The sequence below is a fragment of the Treponema bryantii NK4A124 genome (assembly GCF_000421345.1).
GTDB lineage: Bacteria > Spirochaetota > Spirochaetia > Treponematales > Treponemataceae > Treponema_D > Treponema_D bryantii_B.
Genome location: NZ_ATWV01000011.1, coordinates 29,660 through 46,729, shown reverse-complemented (window position 1 = coordinate 46,729; position 17,070 = coordinate 29,660). Strand labels below are relative to the sequence as shown.

General features: G+C 42.9%; 16 protein-coding genes. 14 read left to right on the top strand and 2 right to left on the bottom strand.

The window, feature by feature from the left end:
- The first annotated feature begins 82 nt into the window (after nucleotides 1–82).
- The 13 genes from G626_RS0111435 to G626_RS0111375 all read left to right on the top strand — a co-directional run bounded on the left by G626_RS0111435 (nucleotide 83) and on the right by G626_RS0111375 (nucleotide 13,719).
- Nucleotides 83–934 (top strand): ABC transporter ATP-binding protein, encoded by an 852-nt coding sequence (locus G626_RS0111435; RefSeq protein ID WP_022932923.1) that lies wholly within the window; start codon nucleotides 83–85, stop codon nucleotides 932–934.
- A gap of 103 nt (nucleotides 935–1,037) precedes the next feature.
- A complete protein-coding gene (locus G626_RS0111430; protein ID WP_022932922.1) occupies nucleotides 1,038–2,564 on the top strand; it encodes an ABC transporter permease in 1,527 nt (508 codons plus the stop codon).
- Between the two features lie 12 nt (nucleotides 2,565–2,576).
- A complete protein-coding gene (locus G626_RS0111425; RefSeq protein ID WP_022932921.1) occupies nucleotides 2,577–3,932 on the top strand; it encodes an ABC transporter permease in 1,356 nt (451 codons plus the stop codon).
- Nucleotides 3,933–4,034: 102 nt separating this feature from the next.
- A complete protein-coding gene (locus G626_RS0111420; protein WP_022932920.1) occupies nucleotides 4,035–4,811 on the top strand; it encodes an outer membrane lipoprotein-sorting protein in 777 nt (258 codons plus the stop codon).
- A gap of 1 nt (nucleotide 4,812) precedes the next feature.
- Nucleotides 4,813–6,189, top strand: a complete 1,377-nt coding sequence (locus G626_RS0111415; RefSeq protein ID WP_022932919.1) for a hypothetical protein — start codon at nucleotides 4,813–4,815, stop codon at nucleotides 6,187–6,189.
- A 183-nt stretch (nucleotides 6,190–6,372) separates the two neighbouring features.
- Complete coding sequence (locus G626_RS0111410) at nucleotides 6,373–7,077, top strand: late competence development ComFB family protein (RefSeq protein ID WP_022932918.1); 705 nt, start codon at nucleotides 6,373–6,375, stop codon at nucleotides 7,075–7,077.
- Nucleotides 7,078–7,231: 154 nt separating this feature from the next.
- Nucleotides 7,232–8,713, top strand: a complete 1,482-nt coding sequence (locus G626_RS0111405; RefSeq protein WP_022932917.1) for an alpha-N-arabinofuranosidase — start codon at nucleotides 7,232–7,234, stop codon at nucleotides 8,711–8,713.
- Nucleotides 8,714–8,770: 57 nt separating this feature from the next.
- On the top strand, nucleotides 8,771–9,034 hold the full coding sequence (locus G626_RS16475) for a DUF6171 family protein (protein WP_196800488.1): 264 nt from the start codon (nucleotides 8,771–8,773) through the stop codon (nucleotides 9,032–9,034).
- A gap of 107 nt (nucleotides 9,035–9,141) precedes the next feature.
- Nucleotides 9,142–10,446: a glycoside hydrolase family 27 protein gene (locus tag G626_RS0111395; RefSeq protein ID WP_022932915.1), complete on the top strand. Its 1,305-nt coding sequence runs from the start codon at nucleotides 9,142–9,144 to the stop codon at nucleotides 10,444–10,446.
- A 168-nt stretch (nucleotides 10,447–10,614) separates the two neighbouring features.
- Nucleotides 10,615–11,235, top strand: coding sequence for an ATP-dependent Clp protease proteolytic subunit (locus G626_RS0111390; protein WP_022932914.1), 621 nt, complete (start codon nucleotides 10,615–10,617; stop codon nucleotides 11,233–11,235).
- 51 nt (nucleotides 11,236–11,286) lie between these two features.
- On the top strand, nucleotides 11,287–12,141 hold the full coding sequence (locus G626_RS17635; protein ID WP_022932913.1) for a GNAT family N-acetyltransferase: 855 nt from the start codon (nucleotides 11,287–11,289) through the stop codon (nucleotides 12,139–12,141).
- Nucleotides 12,142–12,145: 4 nt separating this feature from the next.
- Complete coding sequence (locus G626_RS17630; protein WP_022932912.1) at nucleotides 12,146–12,952, top strand: DbpA RNA binding domain-containing protein; 807 nt, start codon at nucleotides 12,146–12,148, stop codon at nucleotides 12,950–12,952.
- 113 nt (nucleotides 12,953–13,065) lie between these two features.
- Entirely contained in the window at nucleotides 13,066–13,719 is a 654-nt protein-coding gene (locus tag G626_RS0111375; RefSeq protein ID WP_022932911.1) for an MBL fold metallo-hydrolase, read from the top strand.
- A 31-nt stretch (nucleotides 13,720–13,750) separates the two neighbouring features.
- Here G626_RS0111375 and G626_RS16460 read toward each other — a convergent pair whose 3' ends face one another.
- Both G626_RS16460 and G626_RS0111365 read right to left on the bottom strand, forming a co-directional pair.
- Complete coding sequence (locus tag G626_RS16460; RefSeq protein ID WP_022932910.1) at nucleotides 13,751–14,407, bottom strand: YfcE family phosphodiesterase; 657 nt, start codon at nucleotides 14,405–14,407, stop codon at nucleotides 13,751–13,753.
- 96 nt (nucleotides 14,408–14,503) lie between these two features.
- Nucleotides 14,504–15,274: a hypothetical protein gene (locus G626_RS0111365; protein ID WP_022932909.1), complete on the bottom strand. Its 771-nt coding sequence runs from the start codon at nucleotides 15,272–15,274 to the stop codon at nucleotides 14,504–14,506.
- Between the two features lie 123 nt (nucleotides 15,275–15,397).
- On the opposite strand from G626_RS0111365, the gene G626_RS0111360 reads away from it, so the two are divergent.
- Nucleotides 15,398–17,044 carry a Na/Pi cotransporter family protein gene (locus G626_RS0111360; protein ID WP_022932908.1) on the top strand — a complete coding sequence of 549 codons (1,647 nt, stop codon included), beginning with the start codon at nucleotides 15,398–15,400 and terminating at the stop codon, nucleotides 17,042–17,044.
- The last annotated feature ends 26 nt before the right edge of the window (nucleotides 17,045–17,070 follow it).

Here is a 17,070-nt window from a genome sequence, read left to right as displayed (position 1 = left end):
GGAAAATATTGACACTATAAATGTATTTCTGTATTATGCACTTAATACAATAATACGTAAAATACAATAAAAGGAGTTTATAATGGCCGTAGTTAGCTTAAAAGACGTGCACAAGTTCTATCCGCTTGGTAAAGAAAGGATAGAAGCCGTTCGTGGAGTTTCCTTTGATATAGAAAAGGGAGAGTTTGCCGCAGTTTCAGGACCATCTGGATCAGGAAAATCAACAATCTTAAATATGATTGGTCTTATTGATCTTCCATCAAGCGGTTCAATAGTAATTGGAGATACAGACGTTTACGATGGTGTAGATCTCGCAGACGCAGAAACAGTAAATACCCGCTGGTCATCAGCCGGCCCGGACAAAAAAGACGGTAAACGCAAAAAGGTTCGCCTTGCAATTCCTTCAAAGCTGGACCGCAGAATTACAGCCCTCCGCCGTTCACACCTTGGTTTTATTTTCCAGACCTTCAACCTTATTCCGGTTTTGAACGTTTATGAAAATATCGAATTTCCTCTTCTTCTTGAATCAAAAGATAAAAACTCAAAGAGCCCTGTAGATGATTTTACAAAGGCCCAGAAGGAAGAGTGGATTAACTTCCTTATCGAAAAAGTAGGTCTTACAGACTGGAAGACTCACAAGGCAAATGAGCTTTCTGGTGGTCAGCGCCAGCGTGTTGCAATTGCCCGCGCTCTTGTAACAAAGGCTCCTGTAATTCTTGCTGATGAACCTACAGCCAACCTGGACTCTAAAAACTCAGAGCAGATTCTTAAACTTATGAAGTCTCTCAATAAAGATCCTGAACTTCAGACAACCTTTATCTTCTCAACACATGACTCTCGAATTGTAGACATGTGTAATCACGTAGTTCACATTCTCGACGGACAGGTTACCAACGACGAGCACAAAGAGGGTTCAGACGTTTACAAGATCTAGCAAATGTGTCATTCCCGTGCTTGACACGGGAATCTAGACATCACTGTTAAGCCTAGATTGTCGGGTCAAGCCCGACAATAACAAGCTACTTAGGAGTTTATTAATGAAAGACATAATCAAACTAGCCCTGCGCAACCTCAAGGAACACAAGTCTAAAACTCTCATTATTTCCATGTTCGTGCTTTTCGGAGTGGCAATAGTAATAATGGGAAACTCCTTCCTTGAATCGGTAAACCGCGGACTCGAAAAAGACTTCAGGGCAAATGTAACCGGCGACCTTGCAATTTCGGTTATCCCTGAAAAAGGTACAACAATAGATGTTTTCGGTGTAAACAGCACAAATATCACCGGTGAGATTCCACAGATTCCGGCTCTTACAGATCTGGAAAAAATTGAAAAGATTCTTGCAGAAACAGACGGAATTAAAAAGCAGTCAAAACTTATTTCTGCCCAGGTAATTCTTTCTAAAGATGCAGAGATTGATCTTTCTGTTATGCAGGATGACGACAAAGACCTTGGCATTATGGACCTTCCTATTTCCATGCTTTTTGCCGGTGAAACAGGAAGCTTCTGGGAACTCTTTCCAGATTTGAAAATGATAGAAGGACATTATCCGACACCGGGTACAAACGAAATTATCGTAGATACCCGCGTTATAGAAGGCTTTGTAAAAACCTGGGATAAGACTCTTGAAGTAGGTGATGAAGTTCTTATGGCAAGCATGGGCGGAGTTATCCGCGAAGCAAAGGTTGTAGGAATCTTTAAGCCTGCCAACGAATATTCTGCAATGTTCCAGAGCGTATATTGCGAGCCTGGTCTTGCCCGTTCTTTTGCAGAACTCACTTACGCAAACTCCTTCAGTCAGGAACTGCCTGATTCTGTAGACCTTTCAATTTCTGAACTGACAGAAGACGACTTCTTTGGCGGCGATGATGATATGTTTGGTGATATCGAAGATGATACAAGCATTCTCGGAAGTACAGCTGATTTCGACAGTATCCTTGGTGATACATCACTCCGCGACGAGCTTAATAAAACTGATGACGGAGCCTGGCAGTTTGTTCTTGCAAAGTTGGATAATCCTCACGCAGACAAAAAACTCGTTGCAGCCCTCAATAAACGATTTAAGGAAGAAGGCGTAAACGCTCTTGCAATGGACTGGAAAAAGGCCGCTTATTCTTATTCAGGAACAGTTGAAGGAATCGGCTTTATCTTCAACCTTCTTATCATAATTCTTGCGATTGTAGTATTCATCATCATCATGAATACAATGGTAGTTTCTGTAATTGAGCGAACAAGCGAAATTGGAACAATGCGTGCAATCGGTGCAGAAAAGAAATTCGTAAAGAAGCTTTTCTATTCAGAGGCAGTAATCCTTACCAGTCTTTCTGCTCTTGCAGGAATCGTCTTTGCCTTTATCTGCATGTTGATTTTCAATTCCTTCAACATCGCAATCACAAACTCAATTGCAAAAATGATTCTCGGCGGCGGTCTGCTTCACTTCAGCCCGACACCAAAAATCATAATTACTACAATTATTGTGGCACTTTTAGGCTCTGTTATCTCTAACCGATACCCTGTAAAGTCAGCACTCAGAATTACGCCAATTAAGGCTCTCAGCAAGGAATAGGGGAGGCGAAAAATGAAAACAGTATCATTAGCACTTAGAAACCTTACACGAAATAAAAGACGTAATGCCATCCTTGCAGTTGCAATTGCTTTCGGCTTCTTTGTAGTTACAGCAATCGATGGGCTTACAACCGGTATGGTTGGAAATCTCGAAAATCAGATTACCCAGCTGGTCGGCGGTAACGTAATTGTACAGGGACTTGAATGGCTTAATCCTGACAGCCCTGGCGGAAAGGTAAAGCTTGTAAACATCGTACGCGACAGAGATTACGTTAAAAACATCGTAGACGAACTTGATGTTAAATATGATTATTATTCCTGCTTTACAATATCCAGCGGAACAGTAATCTTCAACGGAAAAAAATCAGCTATTCAGCTTTATGGCCGTGACTTAAACGAAAAGCTTTTGCGTGAGTCCTTCCAGTTTACAAGCGGTGGAATAGATGAAAATATTCCTAACGGTTTGATTATCAGTGACAAGATTGCGGAGTCTTTGAACCTTCAGGTCGGCGATGAAATCATCTATTCAACTTACACAGTTTACGGACAGAACACCTTTGCCGACATGACAATTACCGGAATCATAAAGTCAAACAGCTTTATGAATTCTATGCAGGCTTATGCAGACATTGAAGATGTAAACACAATCATCGAAATGCCGGAAGGCGGATACTCAATGTTCTCAGTTTATCTGCGTGATAAAAATCAGCAGACAAAGGCTGCAAATATGATAGAATCAAGAATCCGTCAGGACAGCGAAAAGAATCCTGAGATAAATGTAACAAGCCGTGCTCTTGCAATGAAGACTCATCCGACAAATATTGGAAAGGGAATCGAAAAGCAGGTAGATCCTAAAAAGCCGGAAAACGAGTGGAAGGGTGTAAAATACGGAGTTGAAACTTTGTATGATGAAATCCCTCAGATTAAAACCGTGTTGAACATAGTTCATATCATTACAACAGTTATTCTTATTGTAATTCTTTTGATTGTAATGGTAGGCGTGTCTAACACATACCGCATGGTTTTGTATGAACGTATCCGCGAGATTGGAACAATGCGTGCCCTTGGAATGACTGGTAAAGATACCCGCAAGGTATTTACAAATGAAGCCGTAATTCTTTGTGTAATAGGCGCACTTGCCGGCTTGATTTTTGCTGCAATCGTAATGATGTTTGTTCATCTTATTCCGATTGATAACGAAGCGCTTTCCTTCTTCCTTAAGAAGGGCCACTTCACCTTTAAGATGTCTGTATTCTCAATTATAATTCAGTATATAATTCTGATTGTACTTACATCATGGGCAGTAAGAGGAAGTGCAAAGCAGGCAGCCCGTATGAGCCCTGCCGAAGCGCTCAGAACCGTAAAATAAGCCTGAAAGGCGGTGATTGAGTAGACCGAAGGTCGTATCGAAATCACATATAAACCGTCATCCCGAACTTGTTTCGGGATCTATAAAAAAGGAGTTCTAAAAATGAAAAAAATACTTACAATTCTGGCAGCAGCAGCCCTTTTGACCGCTGCCGCCGCCGCACAGGTTTCTGCCGACGTTGCAGAAAAGTGCTTTAAGATTATGGATGAAAGCCGCGAGGTTCAGGCCTATCACGGAGACTATTCAGCAACAATTTCTCTTGTTGTAGAAAAGCCTGGCAAGCCAAAAGAAAATCTTCAGTATAAGATTTTTGAGCGTACTGACGGAAAACTTATGACAATCGTTCAGCTTTTTCCGGAAGCAGATAAAGGAAAAGGATATCTTCGTAATGATGATAATATCTGGTCTTATGATCCTATCAGCCGTAAGTTTACCCATACTTCAATTAAAGAAGCTCTTGGTGATTCAGATGTAAAGCTTGACGATATCGAACAGAATGATAAATACTGGCGAGATAACTATGACGTATTTTCTTACGAGGAAGGAACTCTTGGAAAATATCCTGTAGACATTATTGTCCTCACTGCAAAAACAAAAGAGCCTTCTTATGCAAAAACAAAGTTCTATCTTCGCAAGGATATTCCTCTTGTTCTTAAGCAGGAAGATTTTTCTGGTTCAGACCGCCTTATGCGTACAACTCTTGTTCCAAAGTGGTCAAAGGTTGTAGTTCGCGGAAAGACAGGTTATGTAGCAACTCAGGCAATTTTGCGCGACGAGCTCAACAAGGGCGAGCAGACTCAGCAGGTAATTTCAGATCTTACCTTCGACTCTCTGCCGGATAAGATTTTCACAAAAGCATATCTGGAAGGTTTGAACTAGTATGAAAAAAACACTTATATTAATATCAACTATATTTCTAACTTTCAGCCTCTTTGCCCAGTCCGACGAGGACCTCTTTGGCGGCGACGATGACTTTTTCAACGACGACAGCATTGTTGAAGTTCCGGACGTATCTGCAAAAAACGACCTAAGTAAGGGAGTAATTTTTGACACAGGTTCAATCAAGGTTGGCGGCAGTCTTACTGCAGGCCTTACAACAAATACAGTTTTGTATTCACCTGAAGAAAACAGCTTTGGCGAAAATCTCAAAAACACAAAGCTTACTCCGGACCTCAGCGCCCTGCTTAGTGTAGATGCCCGCCCTGCAGAGACTCTCCGTATTTATACAAAGTTCGGACTGGCTTATCCCTTTGTAAATAAAGCTTACTCGGTTACTTATCAGACAGGTGCTGGTCAAATGCCATCCTTTAATACAACGACAACCCTTACCGACTGGTTCAAGCTTAAGGAACTTTTTACAGACTTTTCAATCAAAGATACTGCTTTCTTCCGTTTTGGTATTCATACCGTTACCTGGGGGGCAGGTTATTTCTTCAGTCCTGTATCAGATATGATTAACACAAGCTCAATTGATCCTGAAAATCCGGAGAAGCAGGTTGATGGTGCTTTGAATCTCCGCACTCAGATTGTTTTTCCGGGCAGTCAGAACTGTCTCTGGTTTTATGTAATCCCTTCAACAGATTTTATAAATCAGACCGCAGAAACTTATGCCCGCGATACAGCCTTTGCAGGAAAAGCTGATATTCTTATAGGCAACTGGGAACTTGGTCTTGGTGGACTCTTTAAATATCAGAATGCCCCAAAGGTAATGCTTACTGCAACAGGTAGCCTTAAAAAAGTCAGCTTCTTTGGTGAACTTGTATACAGCTATGGTGCAGCAAAAGAATGGGCTGAAAATACAGACTGGGATGATAAAACAAACATCATTCAGGCAACAGCCGGTTTGAGCTACTACTGGAAGGATCCTATGATAACGCTTGCTGCTCAGTATTATTTCAATGGAAATGATAAGGATCTTGAATCTCACCTTATTGGTGGTCATAACCTTGCAGCAATGGTTAATTTTGGTAAGATTCTGGGAAACAAAGATTTTACAGCAAGTCTCTTTGCAATGGCAAACTTTGGACGTGAAGAATATGATGATACTGAAGTAGCTGCAATGAAGATGCTTGGTGCAGATGATGAAACTATCTCTGCAATTTCCGGTACTTCCCTTACAACTACAGCGATGGTTTATTATTCGCCTATAAATGATTTGAAGTTCGGAATGGGACCAGTTCTCACCTTCAAAACTTTTGACGAAAAACCAACAGTTTCAATGAAACTCACCGCAACCCTGGGCGGCGGCAAGTTCTAAAAAGAATATATATACCACACGGATTCGATTTTGCTAACGCAAAATCCATTATAAAATTTAAAAGAAATGACGTTAGTCATTTCCAATCCGTGTGGTATAAATTTAATAATTTGTTTGTTTTATTCCCAAAATTGCCTTATAATTTAAAAATATCAAAATGTTTATAAAATTAGGAGAACCACTATGAATGTACATAACTTAATGGAAGATGTAGTAATTAAGGCAGTAAACACACTTTATGACAGAGTAAAGGGCGAAAATGTTGCCTGGCTCACCTGCGACTGTGAAAACTGCCGGCTTGATACAGTAAGTTATGTACTCAACCGTATTCCTCCTAAATACGTTGTTTCCGGACGTGGAGTAACACACAATGCCGAATATCTTGCAAGCGCACAGCTGCAGGCAGACATTGATTCCCTTTCTCTTGAAGGAATGCGTACAGTAAGCTCTACAAAACGACCATTCCATACAGAAAACCGTGCAGATTGTGAAATTCAGTCAGATGGAGCACAGTCAAAACCTGCATTCAATTTCTTTACATTTACTGGTGTTGTTCTCGACGGAAATACCTTTGAGCCGGTTACATCAGCTAAAATCACTTTAAAGATTGACGGAAAACTTGCAGAAATGGTAGATAAAACCTGGTCTAACCCATACACCCTGGTTCCTAGTACAAAGGGCGTTTATTCATTCTGGGTAAAATCTATTCCTGCAAACGAAAGCGGCGAACGTGCATATTTCAACTTCAGTATTGAAATTGAAGCAGAAGGTTATTCTGAATCGGTATATCATTTTGAAGTTCCAATCATGAGTGAAGATAAAATCCGCGATACCCTGGATTCAACCTATACTTTGAAAATTAAGGATCTCGTTATATTTAAGAAATAGTGTCATGCTGAACTTGTTTCGGAATGACAATTATTTTAGAGAATCATTCAATAAAAATATCCTCTAATACAACAAAATTGAATTGCGTTTTTAGCAATTGCATAGTACAATTTAGTAAAACGTTTAACCAAAAAAATACAGGAAAGGACTTTATATGGACTCAATTATTGTTAATGCAGACCTCGACGGCAGCAAAATCAGCCGCGACATTTATGGTCATTTCAGCGAGCATCTTGGCCGCTGTATCTATGGTGGATTCTGGGTTGGAAAAGATTCAGATATTCCTAACATCAACGGCTACCGCAAGGATGTTGTAGAAGCTTTTAAAGAGCTTGAGATCCCTAACCTGCGCTGGCCGGGCGGATGCTTTGCAGATGAATATCACTGGCGTGATGGAATTGGCCCATACGAAACCCGCAAACGCATGATTAATACTCACTGGGGTGGAGTAGTTGAAGATAACAGCTTTGGTACAAACGAATTCTTCGGCCTTTGTGAACTCCTTGGCTGTAAGCCTTATGTAAACGGAAACGTAGGCTCAGGTTCAGTTCAGGAAATGTCTGAATGGGTTGAATATATTACCTTTGGCGGCGAATCTCCAATGAGTAAACTCCGAGAAGCAAATGGCCACAAAAAGCCATGGAAGCTTCCTCTTTTCTGTGTTGGTAACGAAAACTGGGGCTGCGGCGGAAACATGAAGCCTGAATATTACGCAGACCTTTACCGCCGCTATCAGACATACGTTCGCCAGTACGGTAAGGATAAGATTTTCAAGATTGCCTGTGGTCCTAACGCTGCTGATTTCAACTGGACAGAAGTTCTTATGCGAGAGGCAGCTCCTCTTATGGACGGTCTTTCACTCCATTATTACACAGTTGAACCGGACTGGAACGGACGTAAGCCAGCCTGCGATTTTACAGAAAAAGACTGGTACCTCACAATGAGCAAGGCCGGCTTTATGGAAACTCTCGTACGCCGCCACGACGAAATCATGACAAAGTACGATCCTGATAAGCGTGTAGCTCTCGTAGTTGATGAGTGGGGAACCTGGTTCGCTGTAGAAAAGGGAACAAACCCTGGCTTCCTCTATCAGCAGTCTACAATCCGCGACGCTCTTGTTGCCGGAATCACTTTGAACATCTTCAACAATCACAGTGACCGTGTACGCGTTGCAAATATTGCTCAGGCTGTAAACGTACTTCAGTCTCCTGTTCTTACAGAAGGCCCTAAGATGATTAAGACACCAACCTGGTACGTATTCCACATGTACAAGCCACACATGGACGCAACAATGCTTACAAGCCGTGTAGCTTCAAATCAGATTGGTCCAAAGGATGCCCGCGTAGATTCAGTTACAGCATCTGCTTCTCACAAGAAGAATGTATACACTGTAACTCTTACAAACGCAGAACTTACTGGAAAGAAAGAAATTAATATTACACTTGCAGGTCTTAAAGGTAAAATTAAAGATGCAAAGGCTACAATCCTTACTTCTAAAGATATGCACCTTTGCAATACTTTTGCTAAGCCAAACGAGCTCAAGGAAAAAGCTCTCGAAGTTAAACTTTCTGGCGCAAATGAAATGTTCATTACTGTACCTGCAATGAGCGTTGTAACAGTTTCAATTCAGGCATAACTTTTCAAATGGATTGCTTCGTCATTGCGAGGAGCGAAGCGACGTGGCAATCCATACGTGAATGATTATATGACTCCTTGTCCTGTTTGCGAAAATAAATCTCATCTCTCCTCAATGGATATGACTCCTGAACTTGTGGCCGAAATGGCTGCCCAGGAGCCTGTTTCTGACTATGCGGGAGACAAGCTTGTTGCAAAAAGACTGGAGGTTTGCAAGGCATGCCCCAAACTGATTGGCGGTATGACCTGTCAGGACTGCGGTTGCTTTGTGCAATTCCGTGTGCGCCACAAAACCGCAGCCTGTATTAATGGAAAATGGTAATGCGGTGGTTTCGATACGGCTTCTGACGAAGCCTACTCAACCACCGGTAAAGTACGGTGGTTGAGTAGCCCGAAGGGCGTATCGAAACCACCGCAAAGGAGAACTCTATGAATAAAAATGAAGTAGCACCACAGCCCCCAATGGGCTGGAACAGCTACGACTACTACAACACAATGGTAAACGAAGAGCAGGTTCGCGCAAATGCCGAGTATATGGCAGCTAACCTCAAGCAGTATGGCTGGGAATATGTAGTAATTGATATTCAGTGGTCAGATCCGGATGCAGGTCTTCGTAACGGTGAAAATATCCAATACATTCCCTTCAGCCGTTTTTGCATAGACGAGTTTTCCCGCCAGATTCCGGCTCCTAACCGTTTTCCTTCCAGCGAAGGCGGCAAAGGCTTTAAGCCTCTCGCAGATTATATTCATTCGCTGGGGCTCAAGTTTGGAATTCACATTATGCGTGGTATTCCGCGTTTTGCCTGCCACGACCACCTGCCAATTAAAACTCACGACGGCAGCCCTGTGACTGCAGACCTGGTTGCAAATCCCTATTCAGTAAGCCGCTGGAATGCAGATATGTATGGAGTGGATGCTAACCGCCCTTATGCCCAGGATTATTATGATTCAATTTTCGAGCTTTATGCCCAGTGGGGAGTAGATTATGTAAAGGTAGATGATATCTGCAACACAAATATGTACCCTCATAATCCATATTCTGCAGAAAAAGAAATTGAAATGATGGCTAAAGCAATTGAAAACAGCGGGCGCGGTATGGTGCTATCTTTGAGCCCGGGGCCTGCTGTAATTGAAAAAGCCCATCACTACGAGACCTTTGCAAATATGTGGCGCATTACAGATGATTTCTGGGATGACTGGAAGCTTTTGAAAGCCATGTTCGAGCGCTGCGAGGTCTGGCAGAAGCACACTGGAGACGGTAACTGGCCTGACTGCGATATGCTGCCAATGAACCGCTTAGGCTGGGGCTGGGCTGCACCAGGCACACCGGAAAAAAAGCGGGGCTGGAAGTGCAAGTTTACAAAAGAAGAAACCCGCACAATGATTACCCTCTGGTGCATTTTCCGTGCTCCTTTGATGATTGGAACCGACCTGCCTCAGCTGGATAAGTTCAATCTGGGCCTGCTTACAAACGAAGAAATTATTGCCATGGACAAGTGTCCTAACCAGGCAGAGCAGCTGAGCAAGACTAGCCGTGAAGATGTAGTTGTATGGCGTAATATAACTGATGATGGACACGCCTACTATGCCTACTTCAACCTGAGCGAAGAACCTCAGACCGTAAAAATGAACTCAGAAAACGGCAAAATCCGCGACATATGGGCAAAAAAAGACCTGAAGGAGTCTATAACATTTATTCTGGCTCCGCACGCATGTAAGGCATTTAAGGTGTAGAGACATTAATGTCATCCTCGGCGAATAAGTAGTGTCATCTTCGGGCTTGACCCGAAGATCTAGAATTTGCCGATATATCTAGATTCCCCGGTCAAGCCGGGGAATGACACTGCTACAAATCATAAATATCAATTGAAAATCTGCAATTTCTCTAGTATATTATAAAGTATGAATTATAAATCAATTTACTCTAGCCCTCGCTTTGACGACGAGGAAGATGAAAAAAAGCAGAAAATGCCGGATCCTTTTTCGGACAGATTCCTTAAAACAAGACAGATTGTCCTTACCGGCGAAGTAAACAAAGAACTTGCAGATGCAATTGCAAAACAGCTTCTTATTCTTGATGCAGAAGACTCAAAATCTCCAATTTACATGTATATTGACTCTCCTGGTGGCGATGTAGATGCAGGTTTTGCTATTTATGATGTAATCCGCTTTGTAAAAGCTCCTGTTTATCTTATTGGAATGGGCCTTATAGCTTCAGCTGCAACCCTTATTCTTATTGCAGTTCCAAAAGAGCGTAGAATTGGACTTCCAAACAGCCGCTATCTTATCCATCAGCCTCTTGGTCAGATGCGTGGTGTTGCAACTGATATTGAAATTTATGCAAAGGATATGGAAAAAATCCGTGCAAAGTTGAATAAACTCATTGCAGAAGCTACAGGTACACCGCTTGAGCAGGTTACAAAGGATACAGACCGCGACTACTGGCTCGATGCAGATGAAGCTGTAAAATACGGCCTTATCAGCAAGATTGTTTCAAAACGCGAGGAGCTTCCTGCTAAATAATTTATGCAATTCCAACTGACCGATTCGCTTATAGACGACATAATCTCCGCCATGGAAAATCAGGATGTAGAATACGCCGTCGACGCCGAAGAAGGTCAGTTAGTTATTTCTGATTCAGACGGACATATACCGGATGATGAAAGATATTATATTTTACCTGAATGGGGGCCTTCAGACGGTTTTGAGTTGCGCGAAGATTTTGTGAATAATCTTCACTCGCCGTTAGCCCGCGAAGAATTGCAGAGTGCAATGCATTCAGGAAGGGGGGTATTTAAGAATTTTAGAAATGTTTTAAAAAGTTACCCGGAAGTTGATAAACGATGGCATATATATAAGCACAGATTTATGTCGGCACGTATCAACGAATGGTATAATTCCCTGCGAGAAATATGGGGATTGGAAAAATTAGATCAGTTGCCGGAATCTGATGAATCTTTAGTGCATGATGATTTTTCATTTAAGGAATATGATTCAGCTGCTGACAGGAAAACAATCCTTTTAAATATTACTGCGGGTGCGTGCGAAGATGAAAGCCTGCCGCCAGAAGTGAATGAAGCGTTTTACGGATTATGGAAAGCCAGTTTTGAAGGAGCTTCCGAAAAAAAACAAACCGGTTATATTTGCTTCAGTCTTTCAGATGAGTTTGCAGGTTGTATTACAACATCGCCGCTTTTACAGAATCAGGAAAAGATTAATGTAATTACAAGTCTTTTTGTTCCTGAACAGTTCCGTGGACTTGGAATAGGTACAGAACTTATTGAAATGTGTATAACCAGCCTTCAGAACTGTGGAAAAAAATGGGTTTTAGTCCCGAATCTTTTTGCACCGGATATTTTACAGCCGTTATTAACACGTACAGGCTTTAGAAAAATTTATTCCGGTTATCTTTTATCTTTAGGAGAATAAAAAAATGGCTTTTAATCGTGATTTTGAGCTTAACGAAGCTCAGCTTGAGGATTTTCTCAAAAATGCAACAGACAAAGTAAGAACATCAGAAAATGTAGATTTGCTTTCTGATTTGAACAAATTGTTTAAGAAAAATGTACCGCTTACAGTTCGTAAGTATGTAATTGCATATCTGCTTAAAGAAGCATTAAAACACTATCATCCATTTAATAACCGCCGTGATCGTTTTGAAAGAAACGAGCGCTTTGACCGCAACGAAAGAAATAATCGTAATAATAACCGTCAGGAAAGAAACTTCCGCCAGGAACGTACAGAACGCGCAGAGCGTACAGAAGCTCCTGTAGAAACAGCTGAAACTGAAGCAACAGAAGAAGAGCGCCCACGCCACCCACGCGTAGAAATCCCTGAAGATCAGGCTACATCAATTTTTATCAGTATTGGTAAAAACCGCCGTGTTTACCCACGCGACCTCGTAGGTATTCTTATTGCAATCGCAGGCATTGACCGCGAGCGTATCGGTGATATTAAGGTTCTTGCAAATTACTCTTTTGTACAGCTTTATACAGAAGATGCTCAGACTGCAATCGACAAACTCAACGGCTACGACTACCGCGGACGCAAGCTCGCAGTAAGCTACAGCCGCCAGAAGTCAGATGCAGATGCTGAAGGCGCTGCTGCCGAATCAGAAGCTGCTGATGCAGAAAGCCAGACAGAATATTCTGCTGTAGATGCAGAAATGGCCGCAGAAGATGCTGCCGCTTATGCCGCTGCAGAAAAAGCTGCTGCCGACAAAGAGCCTTTCGGAGTTTAAGTGTCATTCCCACGTGACATTTTGTGTCATTCCCGTGCTTGACACGGGAATCTAGATTGTCGGGTCAAGCCCGACAATGACAATCTTTGCCACGAGGATGACAATGTATATAAATGAAAATTCATGTAATCCATACCGGCCCATTAAGGGTAAACAGTCTTATCGTTCCAATCGAAAAAAATAAATGCTTCGTTGTTGATCCTGCTGCCTGTAAAATTACAGGCGATGAAAATCTTATTCTTGATTATCTAAAAGCCCACAAATTAGAGTGCGAGGGTATAGTCCTCACTCATTCACACTTTGATCACATTACAGGAATTGCACCTCTTAAGGCAGCCTTTCCGTCTGCAAAAATTGCCCTGCATGAATCAGAACTTTCAGAACTCAATGGAAGCGGTGCTCCTGGTCCCATGAACAATTCTGTACTGCGCTTTTTCGGAGCTCCGGAACTCGTGGATGTGGTTGGCGCCCAGCCTGCGGCAGACACACTGCTTCGCGATGGCATGACAGTTTTCGGCTGGAAGGTTTTGCATACACCTGGCCACACACCGGGCTCAATCTGCCTTTATAAGGCCGATGCTGCAGACGATGGGCGCGGTATTTTAATTTCCGGAGATACACTTTTTGATTACGGTGGTTACGGCCGCACAGATATGTATGGCGGTGATGAGCTTGAAATACAGAAGAGCCTTGCCCGTCTGCAGCGAGAAATCCCGGCCGGCACCTTAGTCTACCCCGGCCACGACAACTTCGGCTTTATGATGTAGCTGCACCGTCATGCTGAACTTGTTTCAGCATCTAATACGGATTCCAGATTTTATACTCAGTAGCGCCATCTGCGCCCATTTCCATTTTAATAAAAGCAATATCAACAAAGGACTTTTCAACCGTCGCAATCGCAAAGCCTGGAGCCTGGCCTCCGCGAGGTCTTGAACAGCTTCCCGGGTTTACAATCTTAAAGTTCTTGAAATTATCTTCGCGGGCAACGTGGGTATGGCCATAAAAAGCAGTTGTACATTCGCTTACCTGCATTTCAAGTCCCAGTGTTTCTACTCCCCAGTCCACACCCTGATTATGGCCATGAGTAATAAGAATGCCGCGGCCGTTCACTTTCAATTCAATCATAGAGGAAAAGTAAAGAGTTCCCTTGTCCAGAGGGTAAGAGGCCGGGTCACAGTTTCCGTGTACGGCGGCAATCACCGGCGGTACACAGTCTCCAAGCTTCTTATCGGCCTTAGCTGCATACAAAAGCTGGGCAATGTCACTCACACCGTCGCCGCAAAAAATCAAAGCGTCACATTCAGAGCCAAAGCGGCGCACAATACCTTCTACAATGCCGTAGCGTCCATGCGAATCAGAGAGTACAAGCAGGCGGGCATGGTCTTTATTTTCCAGGGCCGCAATAGCCTCCCGCGAGCCGATTATATTCTGTTGATGTTGTGAAATCTCTATCATCGAGGTCCTTATACAAGTGGTTTCGATACACGTGCTTCGCACGCACTCAACCACCGGTGGTTGAGTAGACGCGGAGCGTCGTATCGAAACCACATTCTAGTTTAGTACAAAATGATTTATAGACTGTAGCCCGCTTTCCGGGTCAGTATAGTGGTGGAACTGAAAGCCTGCCAGCATCTGTTCCATGTGCTTCTGCAAATCTTTAGATCGGCTTGGAGCCCCGTCCAGCAGCTGAATATACTTAATTGTTTCTATTATAATTTCTGCCGCATTAGGGTGAATCTGCCCGTCACTTTCTTCCGGCGCAATTTCACCCGCAAGTCCTGCAGTCTGCCCCTTGTCTACAACAATGTCGCAGGTAGACTCAATTCCAAGAACATCGTCCTGAGGAAAAAGAGCAACAACAGGATAGGGCACATTCTGTTCCCACTTATCCTGATTTTTTGCAAGGGCAGTGTGGGTATTTTCCGGAGCACCCAGCAGTACAATGCCCGCAAGGTCTAAATCCTCTTCCTGAAGAATTGCCGCAAAGTCCGTTGCGTATCCGCGTATTCCGTGCTTAAAATCATCCGGATAAATCAGAGGAAAAATCAGTCCTTCATCTTCTGCAAGGCCAAAATTTTCGCGAAGCTGGGCCAGCAGAGGCTCTTTTACATCCGGGTTATTAAAATCATATCCAAAAAGCACGCAGACTCTCTTATTTGTAATATGCCACTTTTGAGGCGCTGTCTGCATTGCTGCTTCTTCTGCCTGTTTAAGGGTAAGGTCTATACTGTTTGCATCATATTCTTTTTGATTTTTTTTGCAGCCGGAAAAGGTGAAAAAAAGAATTGTTATAGATATTAATATGATAAATTTTTTGTTCATTATTATTCCTTCGTCATTGCGAGGAGCGCAGCGACGTGGCAATCCATGCCTAGACGATTCCCGCATAGTTTACCTCATTTTATTTTTCTTGAAAAGAAGGGGCCTTTTCGGTAGAATTAGGCTATGAATGTCATACAGCCCGTTTTAGAACTGATTGGTAGCCTGGGCCTCCTCCTTTACGGAATGAAGCTCATGTCCGACGGTATTCAGAAGAGCTCCGGTGAAAAGCTTCAGAGAGCTCTTTCGGTTCTTACAGGAAACCGATTCGCTTCCCTTATGACCGGACTTGTTGTTACGATGATTATTCAGTCATCGGGTGCAACTACTGTAATGGTTGTTACCTTCGTCAACTCCGGACTTATGACCCTTGCACAATCTGTAGGTGTTATTTTTGGTGCAAACATTGGTACCACAATCACTGCCTGGATTGTCGCCATCTTTGGATTCAATTTTAAGATATCTGCTTTTGCCATTCCGGTTTTCGGAATCGGTTATTTCAGTGCTTTAATCAGAAAAGGAAGATACAGAAACTGGGCCGAAGCTCTTATGGGTTTTGGTATGCTCTTCCTTGGTTTGAGCGGACTTTCTGCAGTATTCACACCGGAGCAGCTTGGCTGGCTCTTTAAGATTCAGGGAGACGGCCCGCTTGCAATTCTGGCCGGCTTTGTAATTGGTATTCTGATTACAGCCCTCTTGCATTCCAGCTCTGCTTTTTCTGCAATCGTAATTACAATGGCCTATAATGGCCTTATCAACTGGGAAATGGCAGCAGCAATGACCCTTGGTTCTAACGTAGGTTCTACTATAGATGCAGTGCTTGCTTCCATTGGAACAAATGCAGATGCCCGCCGTTCAGCCCTTATCCACGTAATGTTCAACGTCTTTGGTACTGTGCTGGCTCTTATCTTCTTCCATCCATTCCTGAATTTAGTGATGATGCTTACACCTGGCGGACAGCATTCAAACATCGCAATCCGTATTTCAATGCTGCATACAGTATTCAAAACCCTTTCTACTTTGATTTTGCTGCCAATGCAGAATCCGCTTGTTCTTCTTTCTAAGAAAATCATTAAGGATGATCCTGAAAAAACTTCAAACGTTTACAAGCTGGAATTTACAGGCCTTCTTACAAAGGACGCTGTTGCAACCCACATCATTCAGGCAGAAAAAGCAATTGCCGATATGACCGACGTTGTAACAGACATGTTCGATAAAATCCAGATTGGTGTTACAAAACGTAATAATGCATTTATTGAAAAGTATGGCGAAGCAAGCGAGCTCGCAGAAGACTACGCAGACCAGATGCACGAGCAGATTACTCACTATCTTATCAAGTGCGAATCACTTCAGGTTACAGAAAAGCAGCTTAATCATATTTCTAACATGATTCAGATTGTTGATGAGCTTGAAAACATGAGCGATTCCTGCTACGGCACAATCATGCTGATTAAGCGCTCAATCGAAAAGAAGATGAAGTTCCAGACTGAAGATATGGAGCGCCTGCTTCCATATATTGAACTGGCCCGCCAGTTCCTTCAGTTTATCCGCATAAATATCAATAAGCAGCTGACTGCCGAAAAACTCGAGCTGGCCCGCGAACTCGAAGACGGAATCGACGCCTTCCGCAAGGACCTTAAGAAGGTTGCCCGCAAGCGCCTCGAAGGTGGTGCCGACGTTAAGTCTGAGCTTCTCTACATTGATATTGTCCGCACAATCGAACACATCGGCGACAACTGTTTCAACATTTCCGAAATTCTGGTAAACGGATAAGCGGTGGTTGAGTATTTCGCAAAGCG